This window comes from Enterobacter sp. J49, assembly GCF_002148625.1.
Classification (GTDB): Bacteria; Pseudomonadota; Gammaproteobacteria; order Enterobacterales; family Enterobacteriaceae; genus Enterobacter; species Enterobacter ludwigii.
This window is the reverse complement of record NZ_MWPY01000037.1, coordinates 755,490-768,336: the sequence shown is the minus strand read 5'-3', so window position 1 is coordinate 768,336 and position 12,847 is coordinate 755,490. Positions and strand designations below refer to the sequence as shown.

Annotated in this window: 11 protein-coding genes; all 11 read right to left on the bottom strand. The window is 55.4% G+C overall.

What is annotated here, in order from left to right; translation table 11 throughout:
* Positions 1 to 149: 149 nt before the first annotated feature.
* A complete protein-coding gene (locus BJP35_RS21920) occupies positions 150 to 575 on the bottom strand; it encodes a T6SS amidase immunity protein Tai4 family protein (RefSeq protein WP_086463562.1) in 426 nt (141 codons plus the stop codon).
* Complete coding sequence (locus tag BJP35_RS21915; RefSeq protein WP_086463561.1) at positions 572 to 1,078, bottom strand: type VI secretion system amidase effector protein Tae4; 507 nt, start codon at positions 1,076 to 1,078, stop codon at positions 572 to 574. The genes BJP35_RS21920 and BJP35_RS21915 overlap by 4 nt, the downstream gene beginning before the upstream one ends.
* Positions 1,079 to 1,143: 65 nt before the next feature.
* Positions 1,144 to 2,643, bottom strand: coding sequence for a type VI secretion system contractile sheath large subunit (gene tssC / locus BJP35_RS21910; protein ID WP_014170549.1), 1,500 nt, complete (start codon positions 2,641 to 2,643; stop codon positions 1,144 to 1,146).
* 3 nt (positions 2,644 to 2,646) lie between these two features.
* On the bottom strand, positions 2,647 to 3,171 hold the full coding sequence (gene tssB, locus BJP35_RS21905) for a type VI secretion system contractile sheath small subunit (protein ID WP_008502644.1): 525 nt from the start codon (positions 3,169 to 3,171) through the stop codon (positions 2,647 to 2,649).
* 75 nt (positions 3,172 to 3,246) lie between these two features.
* A complete protein-coding gene (gene tssA, locus BJP35_RS21900) occupies positions 3,247 to 4,263 on the bottom strand; it encodes a type VI secretion system protein TssA (RefSeq protein WP_020883458.1) in 1,017 nt (338 codons plus the stop codon).
* A gap of 11 nt (positions 4,264 to 4,274) precedes the next feature.
* Positions 4,275 to 4,991, bottom strand: a complete 717-nt coding sequence (tagF, locus tag BJP35_RS21895) for a type VI secretion system-associated protein TagF (protein WP_020883457.1) — start codon at positions 4,989 to 4,991, stop codon at positions 4,275 to 4,277.
* A 16-nt stretch (positions 4,992 to 5,007) separates the two neighbouring features.
* Positions 5,008 to 8,628, bottom strand: a complete 3,621-nt coding sequence (gene tssM / locus BJP35_RS21890; RefSeq protein WP_086463560.1) for a type VI secretion system membrane subunit TssM — start codon at positions 8,626 to 8,628, stop codon at positions 5,008 to 5,010.
* Between the two features lie 2 nt (positions 8,629 to 8,630).
* A complete protein-coding gene (locus BJP35_RS21885) occupies positions 8,631 to 9,869 on the bottom strand; it encodes a DotU family type VI secretion system protein (RefSeq protein WP_086463559.1) in 1,239 nt (412 codons plus the stop codon).
* A gap of 17 nt (positions 9,870 to 9,886) precedes the next feature.
* Positions 9,887 to 11,230, bottom strand: coding sequence for a type VI secretion system baseplate subunit TssK (tssK, locus tag BJP35_RS21880; protein WP_020883454.1), 1,344 nt, complete (start codon positions 11,228 to 11,230; stop codon positions 9,887 to 9,889).
* 28 nt (positions 11,231 to 11,258) lie between these two features.
* Positions 11,259 to 11,762, bottom strand: a complete 504-nt coding sequence (gene tssJ, locus BJP35_RS21875) for a type VI secretion system lipoprotein TssJ (RefSeq protein ID WP_014170556.1) — start codon at positions 11,760 to 11,762, stop codon at positions 11,259 to 11,261.
* A gap of 23 nt (positions 11,763 to 11,785) precedes the next feature.
* The gene (locus tag BJP35_RS21870; protein ID WP_014170557.1) at positions 11,786 to 12,280 is read right to left on the bottom strand and encodes a hypothetical protein; all 495 of its coding nucleotides are present in this window, start codon (positions 12,278 to 12,280) and stop codon (positions 11,786 to 11,788) included.
* Positions 12,281 to 12,847: the final 567 nt, after the last annotated feature.

The window sequence follows — 12,847 nt, the reverse complement described above, 5'->3', positions numbered from 1 at the left end:
CTTTCGAAAAAGCACTTATATGGCAAACAGGAAAGCATGGGGCTGAATAAAACCGTCCATATTTTACCTCTGCCTCATATCAAATGACCCGTGTCATTTGACAGTCTTGACATTCCCCCTGAATGAAAGGAAAGAATGTGAAGTCTTTACTACTGCGGATTATCCTGAAGCCAGGTACGGTCAGGATTGCCGATAATTAATTGAGGTACAAGTTTATTAATTTCGTCACTATGATAAAGACGTAGACAGTTTAACGTTACGCCTTTGACATCGGGTTTTATCTCAGAATGAAAGGCATTGGTTGCGCCTTTATATTTATCAATAAGGGCATTAATTTTGTCATTGCCATTTTCAATATCGAAAGGCACCCATTCCAGTAATGCACTACTGCTACGGGCTGCATCCAGAGAAAACTGGCTTTTATCATCTGAAACTTGTGCCAGACAGCGAGAAAAAACAACGTCTTTAACAACTTGCTTATAAGGCATTTTTTTGACAAACAACACCGGATCGTCAGTTGCATAAACAGAGGCGGAACTGGTAAGCAACAGTAGACTGGCAATTATTTTTTTCATGGCAACTCCCAAAAATTGGCTTTGGTCGTCGTGTAATTCGTCTCCGGTGCATTGAAATAACAATGATCCGAACAGGTTAAACCATTCCAGAATGTGGCATGACCTGCGGCGTCACTCCAGCCCTGTACCTCAAACAGAATTACGCCCTTTTTGTTGGCTAATTGTTGAACGGGTAAGGAAGGATAACTCACGACCATGTCAGGTTTACCCCACTGACGCGTCAACCAGGCAATAACATCCTTTACCCGATAGAAGTACCATTTATTATCAGCACCGGATACCGTGAGATTTGCAATACGCGGGACGGGATGCCCGGTATAGTTCAGAACATAACTCATGCGTACGGCACAACTATTTGACCACCCACCCTGATCTTGCGGTATTTCGAAGTTGTGCTTAACCTTGCCGCCGATAATTTGCTTAACTTTGCCGATAGAATCATTTGTATCGTAAATACGTGTTGCCGCCGCCCAGGCAGCAACAAACGAAGGTCTCGCGGTCATATTTCCTCTCACATTTCCATGCTATAAAGCAAGCGCCGGGTAAGGCCTCCCGGCGGCAATCATCATCACGCGTCTTTCGTCTTCAGTGACGGCAGTTTAGAAACCAGACGCAGAGAAACGGTCAGACCTTCCAGCTGGTAGTGTGGACGCAGGAAGAATTTCGCGGCGTAGTAGCCCGGGTTATCTTCAATTTCCTGCACCTGCACTTCGGCAGCCGCCAGCGGTTTACGGGACTTGGTCTCCTGTGAGGAGTTAGCCGGGTCGCCGTCCACATAGTTCATCACCCAGTCGTTCAGCCAGCGTTCCATCTCTTCACGTTCACGGAAGGAGCCAATTTTGTCGCGCACGATGCACTTCAGGTAGTGGGCAAAGCGGCAGCAGGCGAACAGGTACGGCAGACGGGATGCCAGACGCGCGTTAGCGGTCGCATCCGGGTCGTGGTACTCAGCCGGTTTCTGCAGAGACTGCGCGCCGATGAAGGCGGCAAAGTCAGAGTTTTTGCGATGAACCAGCGGCATAAAGCCGTTCTTCGCCAGCTCGGCTTCACGACGATCGCTGATGGCGATCTCGGTCGGGCATTTCATGTCCACGCCGCCGTCGTCGCTCGGGAAGGTGTGACATGGCAGGTTTTCAACCGCCCCGCCGGACTCCACGCCGCGGATTGAAGTGCACCAGCCGTACTCTTTAAAGGAGCGGTTGATGTTGGCAGCCATGGCATACGCGGCGTTCGCCCAGGAGTAGCTGTTGTGGTTCGCGCCATCGGTCTGCTCTTCGAAATCGAAGCTGTCGACCGGGTTAGTGCGAATACCGTACGGCAGACGCGACAGGAAGCGCGGCATCACCAGGCCAAGGTAGCGCGCATCTTCGGATTCACGCAGTGAACGCCACGCGGCATACTCGGTGTTCTGGAAGATTTTTGTCAGGTCGCGCGGGTTCGCGAGTTCCTGCCAGGACTCCATCTGCATCACGCCCGGTGCGGTACCGGTGATAAACGGACAGTGGGCCGCCGAGCCGATACGCGCCATCTCGCCCAGCAGTTCAACGTCCTGCGGACTGTGGTCGAAGTAGTAGTCGCCGACGATGCAGCCAAACGGCTCGCCACCAAACTGACCGTACTCCTGCTCGTAGATTTTCTTGAAGATTGGGCTCTGGTCCCAGCCCACGCCCTTAAAGCGTTTCAGGGTACGACCCAGCTCCTGCTTGGAGATGCTCATAAAGCGGATCTTCAGCATCTCGTCGGTTTCAGTGTTGTTCACCAGGTAGCTCAGACCGCGCCAGGCGCTCTCCAGCTTCTGGAACTCTTCATGGTGAATAATCTGGTTCACCTGCTGAGACAGCTGCTCGTCGATACCGGCAATCAGGTTCTGAATGGTGCGGTAGGTGTCACTGGAGAAGGTCACGGTATTTTCCAGCGCCTGCTGCGCCAGCGTTTTTACCGCACTTTCCACCGCGGAGCGCGCCTGATCGGTTTTCGGGCGGAACTCTTTGTTCAGCAGCGCGCTGAATTCATCCTGGCTGAACGCCTGACCACTCTGCTGCTCGTGTTGTTGAGTCTGGTTGCTCATCGATTATTCCTCGCTACCTTTCGCGCTTTCGTCATTTTTCGGCAACTGGCTCAGAGATTTGAGCAGCGTCGGATCCTGCAGAATTTTAGCGATCAGCTCTTCCGCGCCGTTTTTGCCATCCATATAGGTCAGCAGGTTGGAGAGTTGAGTACGTGCTTCCAGCAGCTTGTTCAACGGCTCAACCTTGCGGGCTACCGCGTCCGGCAGGAAGTCGTCCATGCTGTCGAAGGTCAGATCAACGTTGAGCTTACCTTCGCCGGTCAGCGTGTTATCCACCTGGAACGCCACGCGAGGTTTCAGCGCTTTCATGCGCTCGTCAAAGTTATCAATGTCGATTTCGAGGAATTTGCGCTCATCGACTGCCGGCAGGTTTTCCACCGGTTTGCCGACCAGATCGGCCATGACGCCCATCACAAACGGCAGCTGAATTTTACGTTCTGCACCGTAGATCTCTACGTCGTACTCGATCTGCACGCGGGGGGCACGGTTACGTGCGATAAATTTCTGCCCACTGTTACTCATTGCCATGATGTTCTCCATCAAAGATGCGCGGTGAAGGTGAAACGGCAGGCTCCATGCCTGTCGTCATAATGCCAGGACGCGTTATTCGCGGCGTCCAAAGATGTTTTCCAGTTGGTTAACGCCGTCTGGCGCCAGGTCGCGAATAATGTCCATAAAGTTAAGTTCTGACAGCCGCTGCACCCGTTCAATCATCAACGGTGCGGGGTGGCTCGGTTCGTACTGCGCAAAATACTGTTTGGCTTTCTCCAGCATCAGCTGTGCATCGGCGCGGCTGGTGACCTGCACGCTGCGCCAGTCTGTAACCTGCTGAACGGGTTGTGCGACCGCCGGTTGAGGTTCAGCGCTGAGCTCAGCCTGTGCCTCCCGGTTGGGCAGCAGCTTGCTGATGTCGGTCACCTGACAGGCGCTGGCGACCAGCCCGACGGTTTTCAGCAGCTGTTCCATCTCCGGAACGCCGCTTTCACCAAGATGGCCGGTGAGCAACTCGCGAATGGCCAGCAGCCGTTCGTTAATCACTATCACCGCCGACGTGCCCGGCTGATCGCCGCGGGCCAGCTCGTCAATCAGTCTTGGACGGCCACCGGGGTAATCCGGACATTCGGTTTTACTGCCATCCAGCAGTGCCTGCGCGTCGCGAAGTGAAATTTCATCGCCATTTGATCGCAGCAGTGAGGCGTTACGCACGGCGACGGTCAGGTCAGACTTATCACTCAGCCCGGCCAGGGCGTTAATGCGGTAAAACGGGTCGGTTTCGCCATACTCTTCCAGCAGCGGATAGAGCGGCTCCCAGTAACGCGTGATCGCCTCCTGCACCAGTAACAACCCGTCGGCGTAGCCCGCAAGGCCGCGGCGACGTGTCCATGCATGCGTTAACGCCAGCATGACGCGCAGATCTTTGGTGCGGCTCAGCAGGCTGGTGGCGAATTTTTCCACCGTATTCCAGTCAGCAGGTTCTGCCGGAATGATGGTGTCGCCAAACTGCTGCTCTGCTTTGCCCTGGCTGGCCTGATTCATGAGCTGGAAATCAGCGTCATACTCCAGGTTTTCGCCACAGGGCTTGTCGGGGCTTATTGGCGCGAGAAATTCTTCGATATTCATAAGATCCCTGCTTATTCAAACATGGGCGGATAGAGACCGTGACGGCCCGGGCGGGCGCCACCTGCCGGGTCGAACAGCAGCGTAAAGAGCTGCCCGGTGAAGTTCCCGCTGTGAACATGGGTGTAGAGCGGGTAGCCGTCGCAGCGGTTGGTCCACCAGTAGCTGGTCTGGCGAAGCGGGTCAAAGCACTCTGCTGCCTGAGGCCAGCCCAGCGTGCTCTGGCCGTCTTCGTCATAACCAATCACGTCGAGAATATCTGAGCGCTTTTGCGGCTCGACGGGCTGCGGTGCCGGAATGGACATCAGCATGTCATCGAGCTGTGAGGCAGAAAAACTGTTACGTACCGCATGCAGGCCCAGACGGCCAATCTGCTGATACCAGCTTTCAGCCTGACTGAGCAGGCGTGACGACCAGTCCGCGGGGGCAAAGCTGAGCTGAATGCAGACCGGATATTGTCGACCAACGCTGTCACGTCCCGGCAGCAGGCAGCCCATCTGAATCATCTGGCTGCCCAGCATCGGCGGTACGACAAAATTCCAGACCGGCGCTTTGTTAAACGGGCGCTCACCGCTGCGCTGCTCTTCCTGCTGCCAGGCCAGCAGGCCGACCTGGAACCAGTGTGACCACTGGCGTTGCAGGGTGTCAGGAAAGCGACGCTGCAAAAAATCTCCGGCGCTGGGCAGTTTGCCATACCAGCTGTAGCGGTTCATCGCAGGGGTATTCGTCATACGGCTGTCCTTGCGGTTATGGGCATGAGAAACGGGGAAGCTGGAACGGGTTACGAATACTGTTTGGCGCAAATTCCAGCGTAACCTGATGTCCGTCTACGTTGAAGGTCGCCTGGCGACTCAGACTTCCCGCCCCCGGGCTGGTACGCGCTTTATCGAAAAAGCGGTTCAGCGCCCAGGAACCGTTCGTCACCAGCGTAGCCGTGCTGCCGTTAGCCAGACCCAGCTGCATACGCACCTGGTTGGTCCCGCCCGGCCCCGGCCAGTTCATGATCTGCACAGCCTGTGGACCGTGGCTGTAGCGCAGCAGTTGACCGTCAACATCCAGCGTCAGGTTAAGGATCGTGTTATCCATTCTGACGGTACGCACCGTCACTTTGTAAGATGGCGTGGTGGCACCGTTAGCAAAGAAAGCATCGCGAATGGATTGCGCCTGCTGGAACGGTCTCAGGAGCCCTTCACTTCCCGGCAGCGTTTTTCCATCAATGCCCGGCATAAAGCGCCAGTTCGCCTGCGTGGTATCGACTTTATTGGTCAGGTTGTCACGAAAGAAGGTGTCCATCAGCCCGGTGCCTGGCGCAAACATGCGCGCGAGATCGTCCGGCGTGACCTCCGTACTGGCGCTGCGCACCAGCGGGTAACGGCCAGCGATTGCCTGACGGCAGAAACCACCGACTTCGACGTTAATCCGCTTACGCACGTTTTCGAGGTCGCGACGCTGGGTATCACTGCTGGCCCCCACCGCCATATTGCTGAACATGGTTTGCAGACCGCCCGGCAGACGACCGGCACTGGCCTGCAGACGGCTAATCGCCTCGCCTCCCGGAGCAGGCATGCCGCTGTTGGCCGCGTCCTGAACGGCAGTCAGGTAGCGGTAAAGTTCATCGACCTGCTTGAGAAAATCATCAAAGACGATGGTCTTCCCGCCCTTCTCCAGCGGCTGCGCCAGCTCAATCATTGGAGCATAGTGATCGGTTACCAGCTGTTCAGGTGCCTGAGTTACCACCGCGGCCTGCGTCGGGGCATTGTCATTATTACTGAATAACGCTTCGAGCGTGCGGGTGGCACGGTTGCTTTGCGCTTGCGCTTTACCGGCATCGTCCGGGGCTGGCGCATTACGTGAAAGCGTCAGGACCTGGCTCAGGTTCAGCACCAGACGGCGCAGCGGCGAGTTTGCCCCGGAGAGCAGACGCGCGGTATTGATACGCTGGGAGAGATCGGCGCTGTTATTAAGCTGAATGTCGGCGAGGAAGCGATCCCAGTTGGCGATAAAGTCGCGCATGTAGAGCTGGCGCACGGCGTTATCGATCTGCTGTTTATCTTCCTGGGCTGAGGTCGCCCCCAGCACCCACGCATCGTCTTCATGCAGGGCAGTGGTGACGCTGTCAATCTGGCCGTTGAAGCTTTTCCAGTAACCGTCCGGGGTATAAAGACCCGGTACGCCTTCACTCACCGGCTTGCCGCTTTTGCGTGAAAACACCAGCTCGCTCTGCGGACCGCCCAGGTCGGAGAGCGACACCGGTTTCAGGTTTTCATCATGCTCCAGCAGACGCTTCAGACGACCATACACCCGGGTGGAAAGTGGCTGCTGGTTGATTAGCGCCCTTTCACGCGCGACCAGGGATTCATCCTGCGCGTACGGCGAGGCCTGAATTTTCGGTTCAAGCAGCTGAGTCAGGTGCCATTCAAGCTGCTGAAGCTGCGCCTGAGTCACGTTCTGCGGCAGGTTGCGCTGCAGATTGAGCATTACCCAGGAGTGCAGGAATTTGCCGTCATAGTGCTTCGGCTGATAGAGCATCTGGTAGGCCTTCAGCGCTTCATAGCTGTATTCCACATCGCTGCCGTTATCGTTGCGCAGCCAGGTGGTGATGTGCATCGCCACGGCAGGGAGCAGCATCTGGTCCAGCGCTTTCTGGTACAGAGACTGCGATGCATCGCTGACGTCATCCCCACGATAGAGCCCCATACGGCGTGAGACAGGCGGATCGTTAACATCAAACGCGTCACTTTTCGGCAGATCGACCAGGCCATTCAGCAAGGGCAGAAGGTCAAACAGATCGCGCTGAGGCTGATTCTGCAGCGCCTTGCTCTGCTGATCCAGCAGCGGCACCTTTGCATCCACCTCTTCCAGATAAGCCTTGTTCCTGGCATAGCTGGTCAGCCACAGTCCACCGAGGATCACCAGCAGGGCCAGCAGCGCCGCATAGCCGGACCAAATGACGGCGCGGTTACGCAGTTCCCACCAGCGGTTTTCCCCGGCGATGCCAGCTTCCTGGAAAATGACGTTTTGCAGCAGGTTCTTGATGAAGAAGCTCTGCCCTTTCGCCCCCGGAATCGGAGCCTCTTTGCTGACGGAGTCCCAGCGATTTCCCTCTTCACCTTCCGGCAAGGAGAGCGCACGGTTAAGTTCGCCCATCACCCGGTCAAACGGCATACCTTCCTGGGTACCACTGGCGAAATAGATCCCGCGCGGGGAGAATTCGGTTTCAAAGTTAGAGCGGGCAAAGACCGTGCTCAGGTAGTCAGCCAGCAGCGGACGCAGTGCGGCAAACTCCTGCGGGAAGAGATACGCTTCCGCGCGCGCTTTTGCGTCATGCTCCTGCAGCAGGGTTTCCGGCAGTCCGGCATCCAGGCGCTGCTGTAAGAGGGAAAATTCCTGCTGGAAGTTACCCATCAGGTCGTAATCAGCGTGTTTGGTTTGCTCCCACGGCAGCGTGAAGCCCCAGATCTGGTCGCGCTGCGCTTTGTCGTAATCGGCAAACCAGGCACGGAAGCCTTTAAGCAGGTCAGCTTTGGTCACCATGACATACACCGGGAAGCGAATACCCAGTTGCTCATGCAGCTCAGAGAGACGCTGGCGCAGGTTGACCGCCTGCTGGCGTGACGCTTCAGGCGAGAGCGTCAGCAGGTCAGAAATGCTGATGGTAATAATCACACCGTTGATCGGCTGGCGACGGCGATACTTACGCAGTAACGCCATAAACTCAAGCCATTCACCGGCGTCCTGAACCTGTTCGCTCTCCTGGGTGGTATAGCGACCCGCGGTGTCCAGCAGTACGGCCTCGTTGGTGAACCACCAGTCGCAGTTACGCGTGCCGCCGATCCCGCGCAGCGCGGTCTTACCGAAGCGGTCGGCCAGCGGGAATTGCAGCCCGGAGTTGACCAGCGCCGTGGTTTTACCGCTGCCCGGCGCGCCGATGATGACGTACCACGGCAGTTGATACAGATATTGCGTGCTAAAGCGCTGCGTCCACTGGGCACCCTGTCCCGCTTTGCTGAAGTGCGCTTTTTTCAGCATCTGTGCGGCTTCGTCAAAACGGCTGGCGAGGATCTGCTCCTCGTTGTTCAGTCGCTTCTGCGGATCCGCTGCTTCCGGGCTGGTGGTGTTCTCATTGAGTTTGTCCATCAGCTTGCGGTTCAGCCAGGCATTGTACAGCCGCGGCAGAATGTGGCCCTGCGCCCAGAGCAGATAAACCACCGCAATACTGATGATGCGGTTCTGTTCAGATTCGAGCGGTCGGGTGTCCACGATGGACAACAATGGGCCAATCATCCAGATAACCGCCGCAAGCGCAGTGACGCCCAGGAAGCTCCACAGAATGCGATTGGTCAAAATGGAAAGAAGAGTAGTCAGCATCCTTAGTTTCCTTGCGGCAATCCGTTCAGCTCAGCCTGGGTATTTTCAGGCGACACCAGCAGAGTAATTTCCACCCGGCGGTTACGGGCACGGTTTTCCGGCGTACTGTTAGGTGCCACTGGATTAATCTCGCCGCGGCCTTCCGCTTTTACACGTTCAGGTTGAGAGAGGCTTCCCTGCAGCATTTTCTGAACTGACCGGGCACGCTCCAGCGACAGTTCATAGTTAGAGGCAAAGCGCGCGCTGCGAATTGGCACGTTGTCGCTGTAGCCCACCACCAGAATTTTACCGCTGACGTTATTCATGGCCTGTGCAATACGGTTTATCACCGGCTCATAACGGTCACGTACCACGGTTGAGGCGGAAGCAAACAGGCCGTCCCCTTTCAGGATCACCACGCTACGGTCCGCTTCATCTTTTACCGCAACCAGACCGGCTTCAATTTCCGGCTTCAGGAAACCACGCAGGTTCAGCACCGCAGGCAGCTGGCGGGCAGGTTGCTGGATAGTCGTTTCGGGAAGCTGTGACTGATAAATTTTTGCTAATACCGGGTTGGTGCTATCGCCAAGCCGCCAGTTAAGCACGATATAGAACAGGCAGGCGATAAACCCGGCCAGCGCCACACAGGCCCACAGAGGTACCATGGGTCGCCATAGCTTGCGCAGTACCGGACGATCTTCCGGATGCGGAGAGAGCTGTGGCGGGTAACTGCCACGCACGCCGCGAATCATCTGCCACAGCCGTTGCTTGATGGTTTCAAGCTGGGTGCGGCCATTATCCAGCACCCGATAGCGCCCCTCGAAGCCGAGCAGCAGGCAGTAGTTGATCATCTCCAGCAGCAGAATATGTTCGCGCGGGTTTTGCGACAGACGCGCCAGCAGCTGGAAGAACTTTTCGCCGCCCCAGGTTTCGTTATGAAACGTCACCAGCAGACCATTGCTGGACCAGACGCCGCTGCTGCCCCAGGGGGTGAGCGCGGCAGCCTCATCAAGTGCCGTACAGAGGCAGTAACGTGCCCCGACGATCACCTCATAGGCCAGACCGGCCTGCTGACAGCGCACTTCGAACCGGCGGATCTCATCGATCAGGCGCTGGCGCAACGCCACCTGATCGTCATGTGATACCGAATGACGGATTTGCGGAATCGCATTGAGCAGCGGATTGGCGGCCGCCACCAGCTGATTGTTGCTACTGGCTCCGGTAAACGCGGCATCACTGCCGGTATCCTGTCGTTCCTGCATATTAAGCGCTCGCTTTATTATTCAGTCGGGCTACGGATGGCCCAAAACTCCATATCAAGTCCCGGGAACTCGCCTGCGAGATGCAGGGCGAAAGCGCCGGACTTATCCATCTCGTGCCACAGCTCGCTCCCCTTCTCCAGCTCGAAGTAGCTGTAGCCTGCATGCCAGGGGATCTGCGGCGGTGCGACCGGCATGGCGCGCAGCATAATGCCAGGCAGTTGCAGCTGAACCAGATCGCGAATTTTCGAGACCGGCGCCACTTTCATCTGGGCAGGGAAATGGGTTTGCAGGTGTTCGCCCGGCACGTTGGCTTTGACCGCCAGCACGAAACCGAACTCACGCACCATGCTGGTTTCCGGCACAGTCGCGATGTTCAGACCGTGAGAACGCTCGTTAAGCGGCAGCTGAATGGCATGGTCTTCCATCACCAGAGACAGCCCCTGACGCAGCAGCATCATCAGTTTGCTGAAGCAACCCGCGAGGTCGTCGTGATCGTAAATCGGCAGCACGCTTTCAGCGGTACGCTGAGACGCCCAGGTGGCGAGCTCGGTCGCAAACGGCAGCCAGCTGCGCCAGAGTGTTTCCGGATGCAGCAGCGGAAGCGTTTTTAAATGCGAAACCTCGCCCAGATGACGGTTCACCAGTGAGAGCAGCGTGAATTCAATCAGTTCCGAGGTATTAAAGCGGCCAGGCTGGCGCAGACGACCGCCAATTTGCTGGCTGCGCTGTACCAGTAAGCCGTGCAGATCGTTAATCATGCTGTAGATCTGCGGGCTGTTATTGGCATTCAGCATCGGCGGAATGTAGCTGCTATCGAGACGCACGTGGTTATCGTTGCGTTTCTCGGTCACAAACGCCACACCGATAGCGGTCCACTCTGCCGTTACATCTTTTTCCAGCATCAGGGTCAGACGCAGGCGGCCAAACTGTACGGTGGCATCGCCTACCGACATGGCGTTGTCGTCTTCCACCTCTTGCTCAAAGGCGATGAAGCGCGCCAGCGAGGCCGGCTCTTCACTGAAGATCACCTCTTCTCTCTCTCCACGGCGAACCGGCAGTGCGAGCACCACCTTTTCATTGGTGAGATTGTCAGGGATTTTCAGCGGCACCGGACCATTGCGGCCATTGCGCACCTGGAAAAAGGTTCCGTCAGGCAGCAGTCCGCTGCAGTAACTCAGGGCAATGCATCCCTGGCGCAGCATCGCTTCGTCCAGCTCAACGTCGAGAAAGCCCCAAAGGTATGAACGCTGCAGCGCACCCCATTCACGAACGTGGTTGAGCAGATAGCTTTCAGTCCGCTGAAAATGGTGTGGGCGCAGGAACATGCCTTCGGTCCAGACGACCTTTTCTGCTTTCGTCATGATGATGTAATTCCTGTTATGAAGCGCGTTACTGGCTGATGACCCGGATGCCATTCACGTCGAGAAAAACGTTGGCCTGGAGTTCATCCGCTGACCATTTCCAGAACTGGTAGATATGGTTTTCGCCTGGCACAGGCAGAGGGAGTGAAACGCGCCATTTTTTGCCATCCAGCATCTGATATTCCGCCATCACACCAATGTAGCGGGCGTCGGGAGAGCTCTGTCCACTCAGGGTTTTCGAGAGCTGACCCGGCATCAGGAAGAAAACATCGCTGTTCAGCAGATTCGCGCCAAGCGTGGCTGACGCGTTGTTCTGCAGGGAATAGAAGTCGCTGGACATGAAATCCGCATCGGATTTCAGCAACAGCACTCTGACTTTTAGCGGCGCAGATTCATTGATTTGTGGATGAGCCTGAAACTGCAGATTGTAGCGGGAAGGGTCGCTGTGTGAAGACGACGTACAACCACTGACAAGGGCGAAAATCGCCGCGTAAAAGACGGACCACAACCAATGAAAATTTTTATTATTCATAAAAATACGCTCAGGGACGCGGTTTAGTTCAGGATCCAGGTACCGTTAGCGCTGTCTTTGCAGGCTTTGCTGTTACCGTCCACATCAACACAGGTTGCCTTCTTACGCACTTTCGCACGCTGGGCCTGCTTACGGACGGTCGCTTCGTACTGATCGGCTTTGATCACTGCGCGCATCGGGACGTAGCCAATCAGCTGATCATTTCCCTCATCGGCAAGCGCCATCCAGTAGTGCTCAACCTGACCCAGGACCACATACGTTTTACCGGTTTCCAGGGTACGGATAACCTTTCCGCCGAAGTCAGGACGGCTCATCAGCGAGGCCGGATACATGGCACGATACGGCTCATTGAGCTGAGTAAACTCTGCTGGAGGTAAAACAGCATGACGGTGGGTTAACGTGACGCCATTGACCTGGCTGGTCACGATCGTGTCGTCGTTGATCACAGGTTTCTGCGGCGCTTTACAGCCCGCCACCGCCATTACAAACAGAAGTGAAAACAGTACGCGCATTTTCATATGCTTTTCCGTAGCGATATTTCGATGATGGAGATAAAGGGGATGAAGTTTGACTTAGGTGCTATTGTTAAAATAGTCAGTATATTTTCGGGGCGTTACTATTTAAGGGCATAGCTACCGCACGAGCCCTTCAGAATAAGGCCCAGCGTCTTCCTGACATATTTTGACAAACGGTAAGCAAGTTTACATAAGCTTGCCACCAATTCAATATTTACCGCTTCATAACTGATGGTTAATGAAGCACTCGAGACATTATAGGATTAATCTGAGAAAAAAATACGATTTAGCTAAAATCGTCTATTCCCCTCAAGCCAAAATCACATATCCATCTGATTTAAAATGAAATTCCACAAAAGAGAATCACTTTCATTAACGCAATAACCCTATTACTGCTACTACCATAATTAGTAGAATCTGGCTTTATGCGGGGCGAAGAAAATATATCCAATATGAATTATTTGTTGCATTATCGAGATAACTTTCAATTTCAGCCAGACCTGTCTCAATATATGAAATTGTTTCAGGGAAACTGAGAAAAGTTAATTTTACACCTCAAAATAAGTTTGT